This window comes from Nocardia sp. NPDC051832, from assembly GCF_040681285.1.
In the GTDB taxonomy this organism is placed as follows: Bacteria; Actinomycetota; Actinomycetes; order Mycobacteriales; family Mycobacteriaceae; genus Nocardia.
The window spans coordinates 1262537-1286480 of sequence record NZ_JBFAYL010000001.1 but is presented as its reverse complement, the minus strand read 5'-3'; the positions used below and the strand labels follow the sequence as shown (position 1 = coordinate 1286480).

General features: G+C 68.3%; 25 protein-coding genes. 11 read left to right on the top strand and 14 right to left on the bottom strand.

Features of this window, described 5'->3' with window-relative positions:
• Positions 1–233: 233 nt before the first annotated feature.
• On the bottom strand, positions 234–845 hold the full coding sequence (locus AB0M14_RS05680; RefSeq protein WP_364989166.1) for a hypothetical protein: 612 nt from the start codon (positions 843–845) through the stop codon (positions 234–236).
• 320 nt (positions 846–1165) lie between these two features.
• Here AB0M14_RS05680 and AB0M14_RS05675 point away from each other — a divergent pair, with 320 nt between their 5' ends.
• From AB0M14_RS05675 to AB0M14_RS05660, 4 genes are read left to right on the top strand one after another with little or no spacing between them, the layout of a single operon-like run.
• Positions 1166–1528: a rhodanese-like domain-containing protein gene (locus AB0M14_RS05675; protein ID WP_364989163.1), complete on the top strand. Its 363-nt coding sequence runs from the start codon at positions 1166–1168 to the stop codon at positions 1526–1528.
• Positions 1529–1548: 20 nt separating this feature from the next.
• Positions 1549–2541, top strand: a complete 993-nt coding sequence (locus AB0M14_RS05670; protein WP_364989161.1) for a DUF4328 domain-containing protein — start codon at positions 1549–1551, stop codon at positions 2539–2541.
• Positions 2538–3308, top strand: a complete 771-nt coding sequence (locus tag AB0M14_RS05665; RefSeq protein ID WP_364989159.1) for a glycerophosphodiester phosphodiesterase — start codon at positions 2538–2540, stop codon at positions 3306–3308. The genes AB0M14_RS05670 and AB0M14_RS05665 overlap by 4 nt, the downstream gene beginning before the upstream one ends.
• A gap of 19 nt (positions 3309–3327) precedes the next feature.
• The gene (locus AB0M14_RS05660; protein WP_364989157.1) at positions 3328–4248 is read left to right on the top strand and encodes a DUF5926 family protein; all 921 of its coding nucleotides are present in this window, start codon (positions 3328–3330) and stop codon (positions 4246–4248) included.
• A gap of 296 nt (positions 4249–4544) precedes the next feature.
• Here the strand turns inward: AB0M14_RS05660 and AB0M14_RS05655 are convergent, their stop codons facing one another.
• The 5 genes from AB0M14_RS05655 to AB0M14_RS05635 form a co-directional block, all read right to left on the bottom strand.
• Positions 4545–5093, bottom strand: coding sequence for a ferritin (locus tag AB0M14_RS05655; RefSeq protein WP_364991336.1), 549 nt, complete (start codon positions 5091–5093; stop codon positions 4545–4547).
• 86 nt (positions 5094–5179) lie between these two features.
• On the bottom strand, positions 5180–5719 hold the full coding sequence (locus tag AB0M14_RS05650) for a ferritin-like domain-containing protein (protein WP_364989155.1): 540 nt from the start codon (positions 5717–5719) through the stop codon (positions 5180–5182).
• Positions 5720–5729: 10 nt separating this feature from the next.
• Positions 5730–6998, bottom strand: a complete 1269-nt coding sequence (locus AB0M14_RS05645) for an LCP family protein (protein ID WP_364989153.1) — start codon at positions 6996–6998, stop codon at positions 5730–5732.
• Positions 6999–7096: 98 nt separating this feature from the next.
• Positions 7097–7882: a CPBP family intramembrane glutamic endopeptidase gene (locus tag AB0M14_RS05640; protein WP_364989151.1), complete on the bottom strand. Its 786-nt coding sequence runs from the start codon at positions 7880–7882 to the stop codon at positions 7097–7099.
• Between the two features lie 54 nt (positions 7883–7936).
• A complete protein-coding gene (locus tag AB0M14_RS05635) occupies positions 7937–8698 on the bottom strand; it encodes a DUF2470 domain-containing protein (protein ID WP_364989149.1) in 762 nt (253 codons plus the stop codon).
• Positions 8699–8813: 115 nt separating this feature from the next.
• On the opposite strand from AB0M14_RS05635, the gene AB0M14_RS05630 reads away from it, so the two are divergent.
• The 3 genes from AB0M14_RS05630 to AB0M14_RS05620 are packed head-to-tail and all read left to right on the top strand — an operon-like array spanning position 8814 to position 10839.
• Positions 8814–9221: a hypothetical protein gene (locus AB0M14_RS05630; RefSeq protein ID WP_364989147.1), complete on the top strand. Its 408-nt coding sequence runs from the start codon at positions 8814–8816 to the stop codon at positions 9219–9221.
• Positions 9222–9268: 47 nt separating this feature from the next.
• Positions 9269–10183, top strand: a complete 915-nt coding sequence (pheA, locus tag AB0M14_RS05625) for a prephenate dehydratase (RefSeq protein WP_364989144.1) — start codon at positions 9269–9271, stop codon at positions 10181–10183.
• Positions 10180–10839 carry a histidine phosphatase family protein gene (locus AB0M14_RS05620; protein ID WP_364989142.1) on the top strand — a complete coding sequence of 220 codons (660 nt, stop codon included), beginning with the start codon at positions 10180–10182 and terminating at the stop codon, positions 10837–10839. The genes pheA and AB0M14_RS05620 overlap by 4 nt, the downstream gene beginning before the upstream one ends.
• Before the next feature lie 51 nt (positions 10840–10890).
• Here the strand turns inward: AB0M14_RS05620 and AB0M14_RS05615 are convergent, their stop codons facing one another.
• The 6 genes from AB0M14_RS05615 to AB0M14_RS05590 all read right to left on the bottom strand — a co-directional run bounded on the left by AB0M14_RS05615 (position 10891) and on the right by AB0M14_RS05590 (position 16588).
• On the bottom strand, positions 10891–11721 hold the full coding sequence (locus AB0M14_RS05615; protein WP_364989140.1) for an ESX secretion-associated protein EspG: 831 nt from the start codon (positions 11719–11721) through the stop codon (positions 10891–10893).
• A complete protein-coding gene (locus AB0M14_RS05610) occupies positions 11718–12794 on the bottom strand; it encodes a PPE domain-containing protein (protein WP_364989138.1) in 1077 nt (358 codons plus the stop codon). Before AB0M14_RS05610 ends, AB0M14_RS05615 begins: the two co-directional genes overlap by 4 nt.
• Positions 12795–12835: 41 nt before the next feature.
• On the bottom strand, positions 12836–13156 hold the full coding sequence (locus tag AB0M14_RS05605; RefSeq protein ID WP_364989136.1) for a PE family protein: 321 nt from the start codon (positions 13154–13156) through the stop codon (positions 12836–12838).
• Between the two features lie 156 nt (positions 13157–13312).
• Complete coding sequence (locus AB0M14_RS05600) at positions 13313–13666, bottom strand: metallopeptidase family protein (protein ID WP_364989134.1); 354 nt, start codon at positions 13664–13666, stop codon at positions 13313–13315.
• A gap of 10 nt (positions 13667–13676) precedes the next feature.
• Positions 13677–14816 (bottom strand): septum formation family protein, encoded by a 1140-nt coding sequence (locus tag AB0M14_RS05595; protein WP_364989132.1) that lies wholly within the window; start codon positions 14814–14816, stop codon positions 13677–13679.
• A 71-nt stretch (positions 14817–14887) separates the two neighbouring features.
• The gene (locus tag AB0M14_RS05590) at positions 14888–16588 is read right to left on the bottom strand and encodes an aldehyde dehydrogenase family protein (protein ID WP_364989130.1); all 1701 of its coding nucleotides are present in this window, start codon (positions 16586–16588) and stop codon (positions 14888–14890) included.
• A 180-nt stretch (positions 16589–16768) separates the two neighbouring features.
• Between AB0M14_RS05590 and serS the strand changes: the two genes are divergently transcribed.
• Positions 16769–18043 carry a serine--tRNA ligase gene (gene serS / locus AB0M14_RS05585; RefSeq protein ID WP_364989128.1) on the top strand — a complete coding sequence of 425 codons (1275 nt, stop codon included), beginning with the start codon at positions 16769–16771 and terminating at the stop codon, positions 18041–18043.
• Between the two features lie 75 nt (positions 18044–18118).
• The gene (locus AB0M14_RS05580; protein WP_364989125.1) at positions 18119–19954 is read left to right on the top strand and encodes a bifunctional diguanylate cyclase/phosphodiesterase; all 1836 of its coding nucleotides are present in this window, start codon (positions 18119–18121) and stop codon (positions 19952–19954) included.
• 34 nt (positions 19955–19988) lie between these two features.
• On the opposite strand, the gene AB0M14_RS05575 is transcribed toward AB0M14_RS05580, so the two are convergent.
• Both AB0M14_RS05575 and AB0M14_RS05570 read right to left on the bottom strand, forming a co-directional pair.
• Entirely contained in the window at positions 19989–20408 is a 420-nt protein-coding gene (locus AB0M14_RS05575; RefSeq protein ID WP_364989123.1) for a hypothetical protein, read from the bottom strand.
• Between the two features lie 62 nt (positions 20409–20470).
• The gene (locus AB0M14_RS05570) at positions 20471–20773 is read right to left on the bottom strand and encodes a hypothetical protein (protein ID WP_364989121.1); all 303 of its coding nucleotides are present in this window, start codon (positions 20771–20773) and stop codon (positions 20471–20473) included.
• A 282-nt stretch (positions 20774–21055) separates the two neighbouring features.
• Between AB0M14_RS05570 and AB0M14_RS05565 the strand changes: the two genes are divergently transcribed.
• Positions 21056–22486: an MFS transporter gene (locus AB0M14_RS05565; RefSeq protein ID WP_364989119.1), complete on the top strand. Its 1431-nt coding sequence runs from the start codon at positions 21056–21058 to the stop codon at positions 22484–22486.
• Between the two features lie 114 nt (positions 22487–22600).
• Entirely contained in the window at positions 22601–23854 is a 1254-nt protein-coding gene (locus AB0M14_RS05560) for an oxygenase MpaB family protein (protein WP_364989117.1), read from the top strand.
• Positions 23855–23944 lie beyond the last annotated feature (90 nt).

Here is a 23944-nt window from a genome sequence, read left to right as displayed (position 1 = left end):
CCCTTCCTAATGTCGGGCCGTGTGTGCCCGTTGTCGAGCAACACCCAACCACCATTCGTACACCCGCTAGGTAGCAACCTGGCTCGGTCCCCCCTCATTCCCCTGGGAAGCTACCGAAGGTTTCGTGGTGGCGGGTACCCGCTGCGCGCCAGAAAACCCCTCTTTTTCGCGGATAGGAAACGACCGCGCACCCTGCTGGGTGCGCGGTCGTGGGAGTGGGTGCCCGGTCGGGTCTAGAGCTGCGGCACGATGCCGGGACGGATGGTCCGCGGATCGCCGGCGTCGTGGGCCTTCCACCAGTTCTTACCGCCCGCGATGAACTCCTCCAGCGGGATCTGTCTCCCGGTCGAGTCGTGGATGGTCATGTTGTCGAACCAGACGCGAATGTCGAGTTCGCGCGGATCGATGCCCTCCTCCTGGGAGAACTCCAGAACGTGCGCGGAGATGTGCTCGTCGAAGGTGGTGTCGAAGCTGAGCAACTCGCGCCACAGTGCCCAGCCGCTGTCGTCGAGATCGATGAACTCCCAGCCGTGCAGCCGGCCGCCGCCGAAGCTGTGGATCGCGTCGTCGAGGCCGTCGAGTTGCAGCGGTAGCACCTGCGGTTCCACGTCGTCCCAGCGCTGCACGCGCAGGGACGCCGCGACTCGGCTGACCCCGGTGAAGGTCAGCTGCACGGGAAAGTCTTCGCTGGCCTGCCCTGTGGCAGGAAGCGTCAGCACCCCGAGTTGCAGGCGCAGCTCACGCGCCTTGGTGTCGACGTCCAGGCCGAGGCATGTCGCCTCGGACAGAGCGGTGTTGAGTCCGGTGGTGTCCAATCCGTCGAGTAGCCCCCTGCTCACGTTCATGCATAAAGGCTACCGATACGACCTTGTGGAACCTCGTATTTCACATTTTCGCCACCGTTTCCCGTTCCGATGGAACCGAACGGACGGTTGTGCCGTCCAAGTAGTTGTCGGGTTCCGCGCGGTTCCCGCGCCCACCGGCGGATGGCCGCTCCGGGACTTCAGGAGGGGAGTTCCGGATCGGTCGTTCGGAGGCGGCTGTGGTTCGGCAAGTCTGAACCTGTGGATGAGGTTGTGGATTATGTGGATAACTTTCACCCGATAGGGTCGCCGGGGGAAGAACATACCGGCGGTAGCCCGGCCGCCATGGCAGGATCGGAAATGTGACAAGCCCCGAAGTCCCGTCGGTGCCGGTGGCAGACGTGCCCGCCGCATTCGACGACCCCGTGCCCGGCGAGCCGGGGCCCATCCTGCTCGACGTGCGTGAGGACGACGAATGGGAACTCGGGCACGCGCCGGGCGCGATCCACATTCCGATGGTCGACGTGCCGGCCCGGATCGACGAACTGGAGTTCGACGTCGACCTGTACGTCATCTGCCGGCAGGGCGGCCGCTCCATCGAGGTAGCCAAATATCTCGCGCACGTCGGGTTCGACGCCATCCAGGTGAACGGTGGCATGGTGGCCTGGCAGCAACAGGGCCGCCCGCTGGTGGGCGAGGGCGACCACCAGGCAAAGATCTACTGAATGCCGATAGGGAGTAAGTCATGAGCGTGGTGCAACCATGTGCGCGCTGCGGCGCGCGCTGGGCCGTGCAGACGACCCCGATGCACTGGTGCCCGCGGTGCCGCGGCGTGCTCCTCTCACCCGCACCCATCGACGCGCCCGCCGAGCGCCGCAACTACCGCTGGATCGCCCGTCGCCCTGATCAGCGCCACCGTCGCCCGGGCGGTAACCGGCCCGGAACCAGCTCCGCCACACCGAGGTACACCCAGATCCCGCGCTGGGGTCTGATCGACCCCGCGCCCGCTGCCGCCGACGCGCCGCGGTCCCGGTGGCAGCGGTGGACCGAACGGGTGGAGCCGCTGCTCCTCGTCACCGCCGCGCTGTTCGCGCTCGCCGCGGCCGCGGAGCTGGGCCGCTACGGGATCCTGCTGCGCAACCGCACCCGCTTGATCGACCCGCTGCTGCTGCGCGCCTCGGACGCGCTCGTCATCGGATCCGCCGTGCTGGCCCTGGTTTTCGCGCTGCTCGCCGCGGTAGCGCTGGTCGGCTGGCTGATCGAAACCCGGGCGGCCGCGTTCGCGCGGGCCGGCCGGCGCGACCCGCGCTCGGTGCGCGCGCTCGCGCTGGGCTGCGTGCTTCCCGGCGTCAACCTGCTGTGGCCCGGCGTGTTCCTCACCGAGCTGGCCGCGCAGCGCGCCAACCCGCGTGCCCTGCGCGCGATCCGGATCTGGTGGTGCGCTTGGATTCTCGGTGGCGCCATGGCGGTGGCCGCGCTGCTGTGGCGGACCGCGGATTCGTTACAGGCGCAGGCCGACGGCGTGCTGTTCATGGTCTACACCGACCTGGTCGCGGCCGGCGTCGCGGTGCTCACGCTGTGGGTGGTGCGCCTGCTGGCGGGCCGGGATCTGCTGGGCCGCAGCACACTCGCCCGGCGCTGGGTGGTCGCCACCGAGGCGGCCGTACCCGTCATCGAGCCGGTGCATCCGGGCGCGGGCAAGGCCGAGAACGAGGACCAGGAGGTTATGGCCAAGTGAGCCAGGGCAATCGCGCACCGTTCGTCGTGGCGCATCGGGGGGCCTCGGCGGCGCGACCCGAGCACACACTCGCCGCGTACGAACTCGCGCTGCAGGAAGGCGCGGATGGCGTGGAATGCGATATCCGGCTCACCCGCGACGGTCAGCTGGTCTGCGTGCACGACCGCACCGTCGATCGCACCTCCGACGGCACCGGCCTGGTCAGCGAGATGACCCTGGACGAGCTGAAGGAACTCGACTTCGGCGCCCCGGGCGCACCGGCCGCCGTGCTCACCCTCGCCGAGCTGATCGAGCTCGTGCTCGACTGGCGCAGCCGCCCGACCAAGCTGTTCATCGAGACCAAGCACCCGGTGCGCTACGGCGCCCTGGTGGAGAACAAACTGCTGGCCGAACTCCAGCGTTTCGGCATCGCGACCCCGGCCTCGGCCGACCATTCCCGCGCTGTCGTCATGTCTTTCGCGGCCACCGCGGTCTGGCGCATCCGCCGGGCCGCCCCGCTGCTGCCGACCGTCCTGCTCGGCGAATCCTCGCGCTACCTCGGCGGCGGCGCGGCCACCACGGTCGGCGCCACCGCGGTCGGCCCCTCGGTGAAAACCCTGCGCGAGCACCCCGAACTCGTCGACAAGGCGGCCGCGGCGGGCCGTGCCACCTACTGCTGGACCGTCGATGATCCCGAGGATGTCCAACTGTGCGCCGACCTCGGCGTCAGCTGGGTCGCCACCAACCATCCCGGCCGGACGAAGGCTTTGCTCAGCGGTGTCGAGTGACCCTGTAGTTTGACCCTTCGTGGGTAAGAGCAAGCGCAATCAACCTAAGCCCGGAGGGAACCGGGCCCAGCGCCTCGCCGAGCGGAAGGCGGCGCTGGAGCAGGCGGCGCAGGCCGTGACGCGTCCGTTCGAGGGGCTGGCCGCCGAATGTGATCTGGTGGCGCTGCGGGAGTTCGTGCCGTCGGCGACCGCGACATTGAAGCTGGCGCCCGGCGTGGCCGCGGAGCGCTCGGTCGTGCTGGCCACGGTGTTGCCGGGCGCGGTGGCCGCGCTGGTGCGGGCCGGGGAGCAGGAGACCGGTTTCGTCGGCACCCAGGTGCAGATCCAGGGTGCCGATCCGAGCGCCGATATCGCCGCCGCGATCCTGTGGACCCAGTCCGCCGAGGCGGGCGAATCGCTGACCGCCGCCGAGGCGATCGAGGGTGGTCCGCGCCTGGCCGATGTCATCGATCCCGGTGCGGACCTGGAACTTACGGTGCACCAGGACTTCGACTGGTGGGTGCCCGAGGGCGTCACGCCGGACGCACAGGTCGCCGCGACCATCGAGCAGGCCAAGCAGGCGATCATGCCGTCGGCGCGGCTGGACCTCGGCCCGGATGCCATCGGCGCGGCCTGGTGGGTCGACGCCGGGGAGAAGGCGCACATCCGCTGGGTGCGGCCCGAGGACGAGGACAGCCTGATGCTGGCCTTGGCCCGGCTGCACGCCCGGGGCGAGCTGCACCTGGGCGAGGGTTCGCGCTTCGCGGGTTCGTTCCGCACGCACGGCCTGCTGGTGCCGGTGTTCGACCTGGACCCGGAGTCGCATCCGACCGAATGGGAGACGCCTGCCAAGGAGTTCGGCGTACGGCTGGCCGCGGCGCTGGCCAATGACGCGCCGATGACCTCGGAGGAGCGTCGTTCGCGCGACGGGCTGCGTTCGCGCCAGGTCACGCTGCGCTGAAGCCGGTCGTGACCGACCCAAAATTTGCCGGAAGAATTTTGTGAAAAACGCTTCTTTCAGACTTCCGCTCGGTTAGGTTTCTCCCCATCACCGAAAGCTGGTGGTGGTGAGGACCATCCTCACCGAAAGATGAGGAAAGAAGGCAACATCATGGACACTGGATCCGCTTCCGGCATTATCGCTCTGCTCACCAAGCTGCTCAGCTCGCTGAGCGCCAAGGCCTGAGACAAACTTTGAATACAAGTCAGGCCCAGCTCGTCGCGAAGAGCTGGGCCTGACTTGTATCGAAGGCTGTATTAAATCGACCCGCCGGCGGCCGAGGGCGCACCGGAAGCATCCGAGGCGCCGCTCATTTCGCGGGCGATGAAATCTTCCAGATCGAACAGGTTCGAGCCGGCCCGCTCCGCGACGTTGAGCAGCGTGTGCATCGCGGCGACCTCCTCGACCTGCTCCTTGAGGAACCACTGCATGAACTGCTCGCCCAGGTAATCGCCCTCTTCGCGGGCGGTGCTCGCGAGCTGGATGATCTGGTCGGTGACCGTCTTCTCCTGCTTGAGGGCAAGCTGGATCGGCTCGATCGCATTCTTGAAAGTGGACTTGGCGGCGTCGACTCCGGTCAGATCCACACTGAGGTCGCGATCCAGGAAGTACTGCGCGATCATCATGGCGTGATTACGCTCTTCCACCGCCTGGGCGTAGAAGCGCTTCGCCAGCTGCGGCAGGTCCGCGTTATCGAACCACACCGCGATCGCAATGTACTGATGCTCGGCATTGAATTCATGCCGAATCTGGTCGTGAAGCAGTTTGTGGAATTTGCTGCGCGGGGTCTCTGGGTGGCTGGACATGATGGACACATTAACGCTGGTCAGAGCGCGTGTCATCCAAGTGCATCCTTATTGAGCACAGCCTTATTGAGGTCAGCCATTCCTAATTAATTGTTCGCCGCGCCCGCCATTTTCGGGGCGGTCCGATCGTGCCGCACCGGAGTATTCAGCTCGCGTGCGACGAACTCCTCGACGTCGAACAGATCGCCCGCGCCGCGCTCCAGCACGGTCACCAGCGTGTTCATCCTGGCGAGGTTGTCGACCTGCTCTTTGAGGAACCACTGGACGAACCGCTCGCCGAGATAGTCGTTCGTCGCGCGCGCCGCCCCCGCCAGTTCGGTGATCTGGTCGGTCTGCGTGTTCTCGGCGCGTTGCAGGAACAGCAGCGCCGCGCGCGGAGATTCGAAATCGGGCTGGACATCGCCGAGATTGCCGACCCGCACCGCCAACTCCCGATCCAGCAGGTACTGGATCATCCGCAGCGCGTGCGCCCGGTACAGCTCGGAGCGTTGATAGCAATATTTCGCCAGCTGGGGCAGGCGGTTCGCATCGAAGTAGACCGCGGCGGCGAGACACTGCTGGGCAGCGGTGAAGCCGTGCCGGATCTGATCGCGCAGTAGGACGGGGAAAGTCTCGGTACCGGCCATGTCTTCGACGTTACCGCGTGAGCAGCGCCTCCGGCACGGGTTGATCCGAAGCCAGCGCCTGGAAGAACTGGCTCGCCTTCGTCTTGTCCCAGAGCAGGACATTGCCACTGCCGGTGTCGTCGAAGCCGCCGATCGGCACCGTGGTCGTCACCGTGTCGCCGCGCAACGCCCAGCCCAGGCGCGCCACATGCCACAGGTGATCGCCCTCGTCCACCTTCAGCGATTTCGCGGTATCACTGGCCAGGGGCCACAGCCGGAACGGATTGACCAGGGTCGACCAGCTGGTCGCCTTCTTCAGCAGCGCGGACATGAACAGGCGCTGATTGTTCATCCGGTCGATGTCGGCGAGCGCGGTCGCGCGCGAGCGCACGAAGCCCAGCGCCTCCGGACCGTTGAGTTCCTGGCAGCCGGCTTCCAGATTGATGCCGGCGAGCGGGTCGTCCAGGGCGGTCGGGACGCAGACGTCGATGCCGCCGAGCGCGTCGACGACGCCCGCGAATCCGGCGAATCCGATCTGCGCGTAATGGTCGATGTGCAGGCCGGTCGCGATCTCCACGGTCTGCACGAGCAGTTGCGCGCCACCGAGGGTGAAGGCGGCGTTGAGTTTGTCGCGCCCGTACCCCGGGATCGAGACGTAGGAGTCGCGCGGCAGGCTGACCATGGTGGTGCTGCCCGACTTCGGCACGTGGATCAGCATGATCGTGTCGGTGCGTTCGCCGCCGACCTCGCCGCCGGTCGCGAGCTCGCTCTCCTGCTCCGGGGTCAGGCCCGTGCGGGAATCCGAGCCGACCAGCAGCCAGTTGGTGCCCGGCGTATCGCCCACGCGGTCTTCATAGTTCGCGAGGGCGTCGATGCGCTGGAGTTTGCCGTCGAGATGGACGACACCGGCGACCGAACCGACGATCAGCACCAGCAGGAAGATCAGGAACCAGCGGAACGGGCGGCGCTTGCGGCGCGCGCGTGGCGGCCGCGGATCGCGTTCCCGGCGCGACGGCGGCGCGGCCGGTGGGGGCGGCGGCGGTGCCTGGCGGCGCTGTTTCGGCGCGGGCTCGTGGTAGGGCTGCGGTTGCTGGGTGGGTGCGTGGGTCCGCCGCGGCGGGGGCGGCGGCGCTTGCTGCCGCCGCATCTGCGAGTAGGCCTGCGGCGGTTGGTAGGCGGTGCCGTCGCGCCGCAGCACCTCGGTCGGCTTCAGATGCTGCGAACCCGCTGACCCGGGAACGTAATTGGGCGGCGGCATCCGGCGTGGGCGCGCGTCGCGCTGGTGGTCGTCGCCGTTCATCACTCTGACTTTACTGATCGAAGGGGTGCGCGCTGGGGGAAGCGGCTTGCGAAAGGCATATAGCCGTCCTCTATCGATACCGCCGGAGCCGCATTCCGTTACGGCAGCCAGCTCACCTGACCGTGCAGGAATGTGTACCCGATATAGGCGACCGTGTCGATGGTGGCGTGCGCGAGGACCAGCGGCCACAACCTGTTGGTGCGCTGCCAGAATCGGGCGAAGATCACACCCATGACCAGATTGCCGACTCCGCCACCGAGACCCTGATACAGGTGATAGCTACCGCGTAGCAGCGCCGAGGCGAGCAGCGATCGATTGTCCGTCCAGCCCAGTTGCCGCAACCGGGTCAGCAGGTACCCGACCACGAGAATCTCCTCGGCCGCGGAGTTCGCACAGGCCGCCAGCACCAGCACCGGCAACCGCCACCAGTGCTCGCCCAGCGACGCCGGCACGATCGTCACGCTCATCCCGAGCGCGTGCGCGGTCAAATACAGCCCCAGCCCGGGGATTCCGATCAGCGCCGCCAGCCCCAGCCCCGGCAGCACGTCCTGCCGCCACCGCACCCGCCGCGCCAGCCCGATCATCTTCGGCCCGATCCCGCTGCGCCACAACAGATACAACCCGAGCGCCGCCCACCCCAGCAGCCGCAGCACGCTGAGCAACTGAAACAGCAGATCCAGCACCGATTGCGCCGACCGCGACGGATTCAGCTTCATCGTCTGCCCGCCCACCCCGCCGGGCGACAGCGCGCTCTCCACCAGCGACAGCGCCGCGCTCATCCCGCTGAGCCCGAAGGTGACGACCAGCACCACCACTATTTCGACGCGGATCCCGAGTCGCTCCCGGTCCGTCAACTCGGTCTCCCCGGACCCCGCACCACGCATACCCCGAATCTATTGCCTCCCCCTCGGATCTGCGGGCAGGGTGATCGGAGTGCGTCAGATGCGGCGGATTCCGTTGAGGAAGGGGCAGCCGGCGAGCGTGCGCACGGCGCGGCTGAGGGATTCGATGTCGTCGGCGGGTGCGGTGAAGGGGAGGCGGAAGTCGTGGTCGCCGTCGTGGCCCTCGATGCGCAGGGTGAGGCCGTAGCGGTCGATCGCCAGCGGGTGCACCGCGCCGGTGCGCAGGCGCGGCGGCAGGTGGCGGGCGAGCTGGGCGATGATGTCGGCGTGGTCCTCGTCGAGGTGCTGTAGCCACGCGGATTCCATGCCGCAGAACGGATCCGGCTGAGCCAGGCGGAGCTGGTCGACGCAGACCGATTCGGCGCCGGTCGAATCCGCCATCACGGCGGACTCCAGCACCAGGCGCAGCAGAGTCGCGGTGTGCCCGACGTCCAGCAGCTCCGGATGCGGGTGCTCCTTGGCGACTTCGGTGGCCAGCGCCCGTTGCGCCTGCCTCGGCACCGAGCGCACCGACCCGCGCAGCCACACCAGCGAGCGCACCGGCTCGCGCAGCGGCAGCGGCGCGTGATCGGTCAATTCCAGCACCGCCGCCGACCCGCCGGCCCGCGCGTTCCCGACCAGCACCGCGGCCACCGAGGCGGACGGCACCGCGATCACCACGTCACCGCATTCCCGCAGGTAATGCACGGTGGTCGGCGTCGGGTCGACGCCGGGCAGTGCGAGGACGGCCTGCTCGGCATGAGCACACGCGCTCCGCACCCGCTCAGCGGTCGTCGGCGCGATAGTCGAAGTCGGCATGCAAACCTCCGAAGAAGACGGCGGTGGAATTAGGTAAACCTAAGCTAAGTCACGGAGATCACTTCCGCAACCTCTATGTCGCGATTCGTCCGGAAGGGGTTGTTACGGTTGGCAGGTGGATGGGAACAGCGCGAGTGAGCCGGTGCTGGTGGCGCTGACGGCGCCCGCCCGGCGGAGCCTGGTCGAAGGGCTGGTGCAAGGCCGTTACCAGGGCTCGGCGCCGCGCGTCGACGTCGATGTCCCCGACGCGGAGCTCGCGGACTTCCTGGCGGGAGCGGCGCACGCCGACGGCGGGTTCGTAGCGCGCACGGCCAGTGGCGAGCGGGCCGTGGCCGTGGTCGCGGCGACCGTCGCGGCACTGTGCGGTGAAGACATCAGAGCCGCGCTCGCACAGCCGGATATCGCGTTTCTGACCGGTCTGAAGCCGCCCGCGGTCGAGGCGGCCCGCGGCGTACTGCTGGCCGTCGAAACCGACGCCGTGGCCGAGGTGACCCGCGCGCTCGGGATTCTTGCCCCGAATTAGCCCGCGATCCCCGAGGCTGCCCTTCGGACGCAAGTAATGTCGTAGGCGTGCCGCGTATCGCGTACTTCGGTCCCTCCGGAACATTCACCGAGATGGCTTTGGCCAAGCTCGAATCCTCTGGCGCCTTCGCGGGGGCGGTCGAGCGAGTCGCCGCGCCCAGCCAAGGGGCGGCGCTGGAGCTGATCCGGGCCGGGCAGGTCGACGGCGCCGTCGTGCCGATCGAGAGCTCGGTGGAGGGTTCGATTTCGGCGACGCTGGATTCGCTGGCGATCGGGCCGCGGCTGCAAATCATCGCGGAGACCGAACTAGAGGTCTCTTTCACGATTCTGGGCAAACCCGGAACGCGGCTGGCCGAGGTGCGCACGCTGGCCGCCTATCCGGTGGCCGCCGCGCAGGTGCGGGAGTGGGTCGCGCGGGAACTGCCCGCGGCACAGCCCTACACCTCGGCCTCGAACGCCGCCGCCGCCGAAGACGTCGCGGCCGGGCACGCGGACGCGGCGGTGTCGACGGCGCTGGCCGGCGAGCGGCTCGGACTGGCAGTGCTCGCCGGCGGCGTGGCCGATCACGACCAGGCGATCACCCGGTTCGTGCTGGTCACCCCACCCTGCGTGGCGCCCGCCGCGACCGGCGCCGATCGCACCTCGATCGTGCTGGATCTGGCCAACGAGCCCGGGTCACTGATGCGCGCGTTCGCCGAATTCGCGACCCGCGGCATCGACCTGACCCGAATCGAATCCCGCCCCACCCGAACGAGTTTCGGAACCTACCGGTTCTATCTCGATTGCGTCGGGCACATCGACGACACCGCGGTCGCGGAGGCGCTCAAGGCGCTGCACCGCACCGCGGGAATCCGATTCCTCGGTTCCTGGCCGGCGACCTCGGCCACCGGAGCCCCGCCCCCGTCCGACGAGGACGCGGCGGAGTGGTTGACGCAGTTGCGGAAAGGGGTGGCCGACCGATGAGCAGATTGATCCTGGTCCGGCACGGCGAGACCGAAGGCAATGTCGCCAAGATCCTCGATACCCGGGTGCCGGGCTTACCGCTCACCGAACGTGGTGCGGCACAGGCGAAAACGTTCGGTGAGAGCCTATCCGCGCCGCCCCGGGCCCTGTTCTGCTCGGCGGCCCTGCGGGCGCGGCAGACCGCGAGCTATATCGAAGCGGCCACCGGTGTCCCCGCGCAGGTGCTCGAGGGGGTGCACGAAGTCCAGGTCGGTGATCTGGAGGGCCGCAACGACTCGCAGTCGCACGATATCTTCCTCGACGTCTATCACGCCTGGCACGACGGTGATCTCTCGCTGCGCGTCCCAGGCGGTGAATCCGGCCACGAGGTGCTCGAACGCATCGTCCCGGTCATCGAGGATCTGCGCGCCAAGTATCTGACCGCCGACGCCTCCGGCGACATCCTGCTGGTAAACCACGGCGCCGCAATGCGTTTGATCGGCCGCACGCTGGCGGGCGTGGCGCCGCCCTTCACCACCAACAATCACTTGGACAACACCGAGACCATCGAGTTGGTTCCGGCCGCCGACGGCGGCTGGGATTGCGCCCGCTGGGGCCGCTTCACGCCGCCGTTCAGTTACAAGGCCGCACCTACGCAAGACGATCCCATGGGGTAGAACGCAATTCACCCCGCCGCGGTGGCCGCGACGGGGTGAAAGCTGGTGCTGCTACTGAAGTTTCGCCGTGGGCGGGAAATCCTCCCGCTCCGGCAGCGAGCTCATCAAGTCCAGCAGTGCTTGGCGCAGACGAGCAGTGGTGCCGCTGCTGATCGAGGACCACTTGGTGCCGTCGTCCGCGAGACTGGCGGTCACGATGAACCGCCCGTTGCGGGTGTTGAAGACGGCGATGTGGTTGTCGGAGATATCGCGGGTGCCGTCGCCGTACACCACCGCCGAAATCTGGGCGTGCGAATGGATTTCGACGACCGCCGAGGCGAGCGTCTGCGCGTCCCGGTTCGGATTGCACAGCTTGGTCAACCGGTTGGCGGTGGCCGTCGCATCGCCGGTATCGCCGAAAATCTCTGCGAGCTGCTCGGTTTGGGCGTTCATGCCGCTCAGCTCGAGCGGTTCGGCGGTGCCGAGCGCCGCGACGATCGGGCCGGGCAGATCGTCCTCGACCGCGGAGATGACGTAGGACTCCGGCCCGCGCAGGGCGAGGACCGCCAGATCATCGCCCTTGGCCAGGCAGAGCCGGCTGATCGCGCCTTCCACGACCAGGCGCAGCGAAAGCACCCAGTGCGGCCGGTACAGCGTGCGCAGCCGGTCTTCCAGTTCGGGATGGACCGCCCGGTCGACCACGAGATCGCGGTCGACGAGCGACTGGGCGGCCACGTCCATCGCCGCATCGTGAGCCAGCTGGTCGTCGTAGCGCCCCACGGCTTGGAGCACCACGGGCATCTCGTCGAGCTCCAGCTTCTCCAGGAGAAACTGCATCTCGTCGAGCGACAACACGACGCTCCCGAGCACCGACGGGCCGCGGCCCGCTCCCAGAATGGTCACCTATTCTGCCCGGTGTTGGCGCCGATCACACCGTCGGCGATGAAGCGACCATCGGTGAACTGGTCGTCCTGCAGTTCGACGGCGGACTTGCGCTCCTGCTCCTCGTCCTCGTCGCTGGTGTTGCGGGTGGGGGTCAGCGGGCTGTTCAGGGTGGACGCCGGGCGCGTGGCCGTGGTTTCCATCCGGACGCCGCTGCCGGGGGACATCGAGCCGAAGCCGGAGCCGCTGACCGTCGCCGGGGTGCCCCAGCCCGAGGGCAGCTGGACCGTGCTGGCGCCGACGGTCGACGCGACGGTGATCGCGGCGGCGGGCGCGGTGACAGCGGCGGCGGGTGCGACCATGGCGGCGCCGGCTCCGGCCGGAGCGGTGACCGCCGAGACGGCCGCACCGGCCAGGTTGGCGCCGGTGCCGACAGCGGTGCTCGCCACCGAGCCCGCGACATTGGCGATCTGGGTGGCCGCGCCGCCCGCGTTCTGCAGCGCGCTCGACACGGCGCTGAGCACCATGCCGACCGGATTGCCCGCGCCCGCGCCTTCGGCGATGTGCGGCGGGTCGGAGAACTCACCCGGCGTCGACACCTGGGCGGTGGTCGCGGCCTCGTAGGTCTCCATGGTCAGCGCGGCCCGCAGGTCCATCGCGGCCTTGGCGGCCTCGAGCGCCTCGGCGTCGCCACGCAGCGCGCCACCGGTGGTGTGCGAGGCCGCCCGCGCGGTGTTGAGCGCCACGATCTCGGGCAGGCTGGGCATGGCGATCGACGCCACGGTGTAGGCGGTGGCGTTGGCGGCGGTCTTGGCGCTCATGGCCGCGGCCAGCACGCCCTGCTGTTCGGCCCAGCCGGTGAAGCCGGCGAGCTTGCCCATCGCGTTCATGCCGTTGATGCCCTGCATCCCGACGCCGAGCTCGGCGACCACCCGGGCGACGGTCGCGGTGGCCTCCACCCAGACGCCGGTGAGGGCGCCCCAGGCGGTGGAGGCGGCCGAGATCGGGACGGCGTGCGCGCCCGCGTTGAGCGCGATGGAATTGGCTTCGGCCATACGAGGCAGCCAGAACACCCCGGTGATTCCTGCGGTCATGCTTACTTCTCCCCTGTAATCAGTTCTAGTGAATCCGTGGCCTAGACGATGGTGTTCATGACGGCGCTCATGATGCTCGCCTTGGCCGAGTCTTCGGAGATGTGCGCGGCCAGCTGGGCTCGCAGCACGTTGGCGGCGTGATGCAGCTCGACAACGCCTTGCGCGACCACCCGGTCGTGGCTGCTCGCCGCCTTGTTGAAGTGGTTCGCGGCGAGCAAGGACACTTCCTCGGCGCCGGAGGGGAGAACATGCGTCGCGGGCGCGGTGAGCGCACCGGCGGCGGCAAGCCGGTCGGCGAGCAGATCCAGCTCGGCGGCGGCAAGGAGGACAGCTTCGGGTGTGATGTTTACCAGGCCAACCATGACTCGACTCCTTCTAGTGGCGGCAATTGGGCGGAACCACGAGAATTCCCCCTTCGAGTGATAGGACGCGATAGCGCTGCGATCGGTTCCATCGAATCCCCTACTTCTTTCGACGATCTTGCCCAGCTCTTAATGAACCTGCAAGCTCGAACAAGATTATCCCCATCCCAGCTCATGCAGCCGGTCTTCGTCAATGCCGAAATAGTGTGCGATCTCATGGATCACGGTGATGACGACCTCCTCGACGACCTGGTCCTCATCAGCGCAGATGTCGAGAATCGCGTCCTGATAGATGGTCACGGTGTCGGGTAGGACGCCGCCGTACTGACTATCCATCCGGTCGGTGAGCGCGATCCCGTGATAGAGGCCCAGCAATTGTGGATCCTCCGGATTGCGAGGTTCGATCAGAATCACCACATTGTCGATCGCGCGGGCCAGTTCCGCCGGGATCTGATCGAGCGCATCGCCGACCAGTTGCTCGAACCGGTCGTCGGACATGGAGACCGCCATCGACTCGGTCCTACCGGGGTTGCGGCTGCGGCGGCAGCGGCGCGGCGCCGGGCAGCGGAGCCGGCGTCGAACGCCCCGTGTTCGGTGGCGGCACCGGAGCCTGGCCGTTGATCAGGATCTCGCCGCGGGCCGAACCCTGGATCGGCGCGAAGCCCTCGCGGTCGGTGCCCTTGCCGATCATGCAGTCCAGCTTCCGGCTGCCGGCCAGCCAGCTGCGCGCGTCGATGTAGTCGAAGAACAGCGTCAGCGTCTTGTTGCGAATGGCTTCGTGGGAGCCGAGATAGTCGGTGGAGGTACGCGAGCACTCCTCCTCGACGAACTTGTCCTGCTCCTCCTTGGCCGGGGGCGGACCCTGGAAACGTGCGGCGAGATCGACGGTCGAGACGATCTCCACCGCGTGCGACTGCGCGCAGTCGACCGGATCGGTGGGCAGGTTCTGGTTGATGCCCAGGCAGGTGCCCGGCTCGAAGACCTTCGACTGATCGTGCTCGACCGCGCTGCCCGTCGAGGCCAGCGGCGTGCCGGTGCTGCCGGAGAACTGGACTCCGCAGCGCAGCGTGCGATCGCCGTGCTTCCAGCCGTCGGGGCTCGGGTACATCAACCCGACGACGTAGCGTCCGCGCGGATCGAACTTCCCCTTCATGTACTGCTGCACCGCGGGCACGCAGTGCTCTTCCTTGAGCTCGGTCAGGCGCAGCGAGTCCGGGAACCGGGATCCGGAGCCGAATTCGACGCCCGGGTATTTGCTCATGTCGATGTCGGCGGCGACCTCGAACAGATGCTTGCCCGAGCAGGCGATCTTCACCAGGTCGGAGCGGTCGGCCTTGGTCCAGCTCAGGCAGTCGCCGGCGGAGGCGGTGCCGAATTCCTTGTCCAGCACGGTCTCCGCGGGGGCGGCCGGGTTGTGCGCCTCCAGGCCGTTCTTGTTGTCGAAGCCGGTGATGAACACGCCCACCAGGGCCGCGACGACGGCGCCGACCGCGACGGTGAGCAGCACCCAGCGCAGCGACGACGCCGGCAACTGCACCTTGCCGCCGTCGAGCACCTTGCGGTCGATGATCAGCTGATCCCGAAGAGTTTCGGCACGCGACGACGCGCCCGAAGAGTGCTCGGGGTCGGGGTACCGGGAGTGGTCATCATCTTCAGACATCGCGATCCATCATTGCAGTGTCGGCAGCGCGGTGCCACGACCCGGCACAACCACAGGGGTGTCGACAGGATCTACCCGCGCAGGGCCGACAGGAAGATGCCGGGCAGGCGGGCAGGGTTGGCGCCGGCGTAGAACTCGGTCAGTTTCCGTCCGGTCGTGGCCGCGGTGCTGTTGCCGACGAACCACGGCGGCTTCGGGGAGAGCGAGAACTCGCCGTGCAGCAGCGTGCGCGGCGCGGGCCGGAACGGCCCGTGCACGATGGTGCGTTCGACGTCGTCGAGCAGGAAAGCGTTGTGCACCACGCCGATTCCGCTCTGCACGTCCTCGACGGTGTGGCCGGGGAAGGCGCCCCAGGAGGCGCGGGGGGCCAGGAACGCGAGCCCGGTCCAGGCGTTGACGGCGATCGCGCCGTAGCGCAGCCGTTCCAGGGCGCGGTCGAAGGCGATGCCGAGTCGCCGGATCGTCGTCGGATGCGCGAGCACGTTGGCGCCGAGCGTGCCCACCAGCTCGGCGTTGGCGAAATCGACGGCGCGAGCGAGGAATTCGCCGCCGGAGTACGGCAGTTCGACGACGCCGAGCACCGGCGCGAAGTATTCGGTACGCAGCAGCGGAGTCTCGGTGCTGGGCAGTTCGACCAGCACCCGGCCCTGGCCGAGCCGCTCGGCGTCCGGGTAGGACTCCAGCGCCCCGGCGACGCGGCGGTCGCTGCCGGGGTAGTACGGCGTGCGCTGTGGCGCGAGCTCGAGCGCGGCCCGGAGCTCGTTGAGGAACTTGTGCTTGAGCGGCCACTCGGCACTGAGCACCACCGTCTGCGCCGCGACGCAGTTGTAGCCGCCGTTGTGCAGCCGCTGGGTCGCGACATGCTCGGCCTGGAATTGCAGGTCGGCGTCGGACCAGTCGCCCGGAACCACAATGGTGGGGGAGACGCCGCCGAGTTCGCTGGTGATCGGCTTGTCCAGCTGCTTCTTCTTGCGCTTGCCCGCCCCCCAGACAATGGCGTCGTGGGTCTGGGTGCTCCCGGTCATGTGCACGTGGGCGACGTCGCTGTGCCGGACCAGGTAGCTACCCGCCTCCGCGCCGCCGAGCAGGATGCGCAGCACGCCGAGTTCCAGCAGCGGCGCGAAGATCATCTCGAAGACCGTGTACAGCGGATCGGTGAGCGGGTTCAGTTTCAGCGCGACGACCCGGTTGTGCGCGTACAGCTCGTAGAGCGTGTCCAGCACCGGGATGGAGGTGATGTTGCCCGCGCCGAGCACCGCGCCGATGCCGTTGGTGGTGGTCGGGTCGAGCTGTGCCAGGCCGGCCCGGCGGCGCGCGGTGTCCGCGTCCACGCCCGGGCGCAACCACACCTCGCCGCGAAAACCGCTGAGCAGCAGGCGATCGTAACGATCGTGCGGCAGGATCGGCACCGCGACCCGATCGCCCGGCGCGCTGCCGAGGGTGACCCCGTCGAGCGGGCTGCGTCCGGCCGCCAGCTTGGTCAGGGATTCCGAGAGCGCCGCGGTGGCCTGCAACAGGGTCAGCGGCCCGGACATCCATTCCTCGCCGACCAGCGGCGATGCCGCGTCCAGGTCCTTGATCTCGCGGGCGGCCCGCACCCAGTCCTCGGCGAAGCGGCCGGTGCGCTGATGGATCTCGTCGAGCAGTTCCCGGCGCCGCCGCAGCGAGGTCTGGGCCCAGACTTTCTCGCCGGCGGCCAGATCCGCGAGTGCGTTGTCGATGGTCGATTCGTCGAAAGTCGTACCCACAGGCCAACTATGCGCGCGACGCATGATCAACTGGCCGGAACCGGGCATATCGGCCTTATCGCGCCAATTTGTTGGCGCGCGGCGTGAGCTCAGGGCCCGGAGGCGGTAGCGCAGCGTGACCATGGAGGGACCAGCGAGCGCCGCGAATCGGGCACAGCATATCCAGGTGAAACCGGGCCGAGCCGCCGACTAGGCTGATTGTCCATGATCGACCTCCGACTCCTGCGGGAAGACCCCGAAGCGGTCCGCGCCTCGCAGCGCGCCCGCGGTGAAGACCCGGCCCTCGTCGACGCCCTGCTGGAAGCCGACGTGGCGCGCCGCTCCGCCATCGCGACCGCCGACAACCTGCGCGCCGAGCACAAGGCGATGGGCAAGGTGATCGGCAAGGCGTCCAAGGAGGAGCGGCCGGCGCTGCTCGAGCGGGCGACGGAGATGTCGGTCAAGGTCAAGGAGGCCGAGGCCGCGCAGACCGCCGCGGAGGCGGAGCTCGACGCCGCGCACCGCGCCATCTCCAACGTGGTGCAGGACGGCGCGCCCGCCGGCGGCGAGGACGACTACATCGTGCTCGAAACCGTCGGCGCCCCTACCGTCTTCGACTTCGAGCCGAAGGACCACCTGGAACTCGGCGAGTCGCTGGGCCTGATCGACATGGAACGCGGCGCCAAGGTGTCGGGTTCGCGCTTCTACTTCCTCACCGGCTACGGCGCGCTGCTGCAGCTGGGCATGTTGCAGCTGGCGGCGCAGAAGGCGGTGGCCAACGGGTTCACCATGATGATTCCGCCGGTGCTGGTGCGCCCGGAGATCATGGCGGGCACCGGCTTCCTCGGCCAGCACGCCGACGAGGTCTACCACCTGCCGGATCAGGATCTGTACCTGGTCGGCACGTCGGAGGTGCCGCTGGCCGGGTACCACTCGGACGAGATCCTGGATCTGAGCGAGGGCCCGAAGCGGTACGCGGGCTGGTCGTCGTGCTTCCGCAGCGAAGCAGGCAGCTACGGCAAGGACACCCGCGGCATCATCCGCGTGCACCAGTTCGACAAGGTGGAGATGTTCGTCTACACCACGCCCGAGGAAGCCGACGCCGAACATCAGCGGCTGCTCGCCTGGGAGCGGGAGATGCTCGCGGCCGTCGAGGTGCCTTACCGCATAATCGACACCGCGGCGGGCGATCTGGGTAGTTCGGCGGCGCGCAAGTTCGACTGTGAGGCTTGGGTTCCCACGCAGCAGACCTACCGGGAGCTGTCCTCGACATCGAACTGCACCACCTTCCAGGCTCGTCGCCTGGCCGTGCGCTACCGCGACGAAAACGGAAAACCGCAGATCGCAGCCACTTTGAACGGCACACTGGCGACCACCCGGTGGATCGTGGCGATCCTGGAGAACCACCAGCAGGCCGACGGTTCGGTGCGCGTGCCGGCCGCCCTGGTCCCGTTCGTCGGCACCGAGGTGCTGGGTCCGCCGAAAGTTGCCGGCAGGTAAATAGCCAACGGTTCGCGGGGGTCGATTCCCCTGTTGTGGCAACCGCCGAGAATCATTGCCTTTACGCTATTCCCCGTGCGAGGAATCGGGGCGCGCGGCGATACCCGAACCCGGGTGCGGGCGGCATCGGCGCTGGCGACAGCAATGGTTATGGCTCGAACCACCGGGGCGTTCTACGTCATGGGTGGTGTGCTGGGCTTGGTGATCACTGCCATCGCCCCGGGTTCGGAAGGTAATCGACCGCTGGTGGGCACAGCGGCAGCGATCGCGCTGCTGCTGGGTCTGACGTTGCTGGCGTGGGGTCCGCGATTACCCCACGGGATCCACCATGTCTACGTCGGGATCGCGACGGTGCTGGTGACCATCGCGGTGCATTCGTTCCCGAATACCGTGGGCGCGATCAGCCTCGCGGCCTTCTATGTATTCGTCGCGTGTGACGCGGCGCTGTTCTTCCGGTGGTCCCAGGCCGCCGCGCACATCGCGTTCGCCGTGGTGATGTGCCTGTGGGTGCTGCCGACGCGGGATCTGCCGTGGTGGTCCGGGCTGATCCCGGCGGGCGTCACCTTCGGCGTCGGCGTCGTGGTGGGCATTCTGACCAGGATGGCGTCCGAGGCCGATATCGACGTGCTCACCGGGCTGCACAATCGCCGCGGTTTCGATCGCCGGTTGAACTCGGCCATCGAGCTGGCCACCCGCACCGGACAAGGGCTTTCGCTGGTGCTTGTCGATCTCGACCGGTTCCAGAAGATCAACGATCACCTCGGCCATCGCGCCGGTGACGCGGTGCTGCAACGGGTCGCCGACACCTGGTCCGGGCTGCTGCAGCCCGAACAGGTGCTCGCCCGCTACGGCGGCGACGCGTTCGCGCTGTTGTTGCCGAACACCACCGAGCAGGCCGCGATCCTGCTCACCGAGCAACTGCGCGCCGCGGTCACGACCGGGTGCTCCGCGGGCGTGACCTCCTGGCAGCCGGGCGAATCGGGCTCGCTGCTGGTCTCCCGCGCCGACGTCGGGCTCTACCGGGCCAAGCAGGCCGGACGGAACCGGACCGTGCTGGAATCGTCGCGGCAGCTGCCGCTGGCGGTGGAACTGCGCGAGGCCATCGACCGCGGCGCCCTCGACGTGCACTACCAGCCGATCGTCAGCCTCAGCGAAGGCGGCGGCAAAGCGGTCGGCGTGGAGGCGCTGCTGCGCTGGTCCTCCAACGCCCAGCCCGATGTCACCACCGAGGGTCTGATCCGGGTCGCCGAGGAGTACGACCTCATCGCCGACCTCGACGAACTGGTGCTGCGCCGGGCCTGCGCCGACGCCGCCCGGCTGCAGGAAACCTTCGCCCAGCTGGATCTGACCTTGAACGTCAACGTCAGCGGGCTGGAACTGGCCGAAACCGGCTACGCCGACCGGGTTTCCGGGATCCTCGCCGGCAGCGGCTGGCCCGCCGAGCAACTCGTGCTCGAGGTCACCGAGAGTGAACTGGCCGCGGAGTCCCAGACGGCGATCGCCAACCTGCACACCCTCCGGGAACGCGGCGTGCGCATCGCCATCGACGATTTCGGTACCGGCTACTCCTCGTTGAGCCGGCTGGCCACCCTGCCCAGCGACATCCTCAAGGTCGACCAGTCCTTCGTCGCCGCAATCCGTTCCGACTCACCCGCACCGCCGCTGCTCGGCGTCATCGCCGCGCTGAGTTCGGCGCTGGATCTGCAAGTCATCGCGGAGGGCGTCGAAACCGAGTACCAGGCGGCGGTGCTCACCGAGCTCGGCTTCGCGCTGGCCCAGGGCTATCACTACAGCGATTCGCATCCGGTCGCGGAACTGATCAGCGACCTCAACGAGGGGCAGGGCCGCGTCGGGCCCATGACAGACGACGACCCCATGCCCTCCGCCAACGGCTGGTTGCCGCTCGGCTGAGCACGGGGTCGTGTCGAAGCGCTGGTGGCGCTGCTCAGTACTGGCTCGACATACCGGCGTAGCTGGCCAGCAGTTCTTCGCTCTCGCGCGAGAACTTCCAGGTGCCGCCGACGTTCTTCCAGGTCACCGGAATCGGGTAGCTCTGGCCGGCGAAGCGGCTGTTCAGGGTCGCGTTCAGCACGTCACCGTCGACGGTGACCGGACCCGAGACATCCCAGCTGTAGCCGGGAAGCTTGGTGATGACCTCGCGAACGGATGCGATCTTGCTGGCGTCACCGGACTCGAGCTCGGCGGCCGAGCCGTTGAGCGCGGCCTGCAGCTTGCCCTGCAGCTGGGCCGGCGAGGGTGCGGCGGGCGCGGCGACCGCGACCGGAGCGGTGACGACGACGGCGGCGCTGACCGGAAGAATGAGGGCGGCGGCCGCCAACGAGGCTGCGGCGAACGAGCGAATCATGGGTACATCTCCTTGTGCTAGGTAAGCCTAAGCTTAAGACGCACCCTAACACCCGGACCGTCTCAGGCGCGCCGGTCAACCGCCGCCCATGCGGCCAACGCCACAACGCCGGACACCACCGCGACCGAGGGCCAGGCCCCGATCTTCTTCGCCAGCGGATGCGAAGCGCCCATGGCGCCCACCGCGACACCGGTGAGCGCGGCGGCCCCGCCGGCGCCCGCGGTCCGGTACCACTGCGGGACGGCGGCCAAGGTTCCCGCCGCGAATACCGCGCCGCCCAGCTGCCGCTTCTTCTTCGCCTGCGCGAGCGCGAAACCGCCGGTGAGCCCGCCGGCGGCGAGCAGAGACGTGGGAACCCGAGCCATTTTTACCTCCACCTGACAATGATCGACTGCCCTTCGACAGTAGCTCGCGCCGCGTCGTGGCCGCCGCCGGCGACAAACTGGTTGACGGCGGGCATGGCGTGGGGTGAAGTTGAGGACATGCGCATGCTCATCTATGGCTGTTGACCTTTCAGCTCTATGTCGGCCCTGCTCGGGCGTCTGACTGCGACTCGGAGTGTGTTCGCGGGTCGCGGCTTTCCGGCGGGCCGGCGATTCGCCGGGACTGATCCCGATTACGGAGTTCGCGGGCTCACGCTGCGCGCGGTGCTGTTCACTGGTTCCGGCGATCTGATCCCGCTCTACGCGCTCTACGCCCTGCTGTTCGCCGACCACGGCCTGAGCACGGCGCAGATCTCCTCGCTGCTGGCGATCTGGTCGCTGACGGCGTTCGTGCTCGAAGTGCCCTCGGGCGCATGGGCCGACACCGTGTCGCGCCGCGCACTGCTCATCCTCAGTTCGATTCTGCTGGTCGGCGGTTTCACCGCCTGGACCGTCGCACCGTCCTACCTCGGCTTCGCGATCGGCTTCGTATTGTGGGGCACCGCGGGCGCTCTGGAGTCCGGCACCTTCGAAGCCCTGATCTACGACGACCTGGTCGCCCGCGGCGAACGCGGCGCCTACCCCCGAATCATGGGCTACACCCGCGCCGCCTCGGAGATTGCCGTCGTCGTCGCCATCATGGCCGCCGCCCCGCTCTATGCCTGGGGCGGCTACGCCCTGGTCGCCTGGTCCAGCGTCGCGGTCGCGGCGCTGCACGCCGTGATCGCCCTCTCGATGCCGCGTGCGCCGATGGCGGTATCAGCCGGCGCTGTCGACGAACTGGAAGATGGTCCCGAGGTTCAACTCGAAAAGGCGGTCATCCCAGCGGCTGCCGATCGGCCGCCGGATACGAGTTCCGCTGCCGAACAGCCGAACTCGGTCGATCTCGATGGTGTCGGTGCGACGCTGAGGAGGACGCCTGCGGGTGCTGGGGCCGCCGAGATAGCGCCCACTTCCACAGCGGTGCAGTTGGACTCGGCTCGGTCGAATGGCTATGTCGCCGGATCGACTGATGCCGTTGAGCCGACGGCTTTCGGCAGGTATCTGATGATGCTGCGTACCGGTATCGGTGAGGCGATCCGGGTGCGGCGGGTGCGCTACGGCGTTTTGCTCGGGTCGCTGCTGTACGGAATCACCGCCTTCGACGAGTATTTCGGGCTGCTCGCTCAGTCGGCGGGTGCGGCGACGGCGGTGGTGGCGGTGCTGGTGGGCGTCACGGTGCTGGGATCGACGGCCGGTGCGCTGCTGGCCGGGCGGACCGAGGGGATGTCCGCGCGGACCATGGCGGTGGCCTTGGTGATCGCCGCGGTGTTGTTCATTGCCGGTTCGCTGGTGGCCGGGCTCGGGGCGGACCATCCGCAGTCCGTCTATCTGCTGGCCGGTTTCGGTTTCGCCGCGATCGGTGCGGCCTACGGTGTCGTCTACAACAGCACCGTGATCGCCGAGGCTCGGCTCCAGGACTCGATCGAAGGGCCCGCGCGAGCGACCGTCACGTCGGTGGCCGGTCTGCTGGCGGAGCTTGTTGCCCTTGCGATCTTCGGGTTCGTCGCCCTGGCCACGCTCTGGTTGTCGATGGCGACGACCCTCGCCCTGCTCGGTGTCGTCATCCTCGCCATCGCCCTGGTCACCCCGGCCTGGTTGCCGCGAAAGGACTGACGCCAATTCTGGCATGGAGCGTTGCCAGATATCCGATTGTGTGAGACCGTCGGTATCAGATGCACTCGGCGATGGGGCCGGGTGCGGACCGTTCGAGCCGATGGGTGCAATGCAATGGCGCATGACAACCGGAACTTCCTGCCGACTCCGCCGCTGTTCACGGAGTTCCCGTTCAAGTACGCGGTGCCGGTGTTCTCGCCCGGCGATCTGCGCTGCACCGCGGAGCAGCGGGATTCGTTCCGGAAGTTCGCACAGGTCGGTGACCCGCTGGCCGATGACGTGGTCGCCATGATCAAGCGGCTACCCGTCGGCGAGGGCCGGCGGATGTTCGAGTGCGCGGTGGAGCGCGGGATCGACGCCGTGCCGGACGCGCCCGCCGAGTTGCGCGCCTTCTTCGAGCAGGTGGAATCGGAGCCGTACTGGCTGGATCGGGCCAAGATCGAGCGCGGTGCTCGCGTGGTCGGCCGCACCAGCGTGTGGGGCGGCATCGCGATGGGCATGTTCGCGCTGATGGGCGGCTATCTCGCCTCGCGCGCCGACAAAACCCTGGTCGGCACCGGCGATTTGGATGCGATGGCGCCGCGACGGCTGGCCGAGACCACGCAGTGGTGGCTCGACGTCACCACGCCCGGTCAACTCGACCGCCAGGCTGTCGGCTACAAGAGCGTGCTGCGAGTGCGGTTGATGCACGCGCTGGTGCGCTCCGGCATGAACCACCGTCCGGACTGGGATTACGACGCCTGGGACCAGCCGATCAACCAGGTACTCACCGTCGGCACCCTCACCCTGTTCTCCATGGCGAACCTCGTCGGCGCCCAAGCCCTCGGCCTGCGCTTCTCGGCCGCCGAGAAGGAATCCGTCTTCCACCTGTGGCGCTACGTCGGTTTCCTGCTCGGCATCGACCAGGAGATCCTGCCCACCAACGAAACCGACACCTGGCGCGCCTTCTGGATCCTCGCCGACACCGAATTCATCCCCGACGACGATTCCCGCCGCCTGGCCCAGGCCCTGCTCCCCGCGGCGGGCGGCCTCTTCGTCGGCACCCACACCGCCGCCCAGCGCACCTTCCGCCGTGCGGTCACCCACTACATGGCCGCCTACAGTCGAATAGTCCTGGGCCCCAGCAACTCCGACTTCCTCGGCCTCCCCGACCGCCCCCTCTTCAAATCCGCCGTCCTGGCCACCGCAGTCCTCAACGGCGCCCTCGAAATCCCCCGCCAGCTGATCCCCGGCGCCACCCGCCTCCAAGAAAACCTCGGCGCCCGAATCCGCACCCGCCTGGTTCGCGGCTCCATCGCCCGCAACGGCGGCGACCGCACCTACGCCCGCCACGACACCTACGCCCGCCCCGCCCTCCGCGCGGGCTGAACCCCCGAGACCGTCAAGACGCCACAGCCAGACCTCTGTCGGGTCGGTGCTGCGTGGTTCCAGCAGGAACTGGCGGACGGTGTGTGAGGT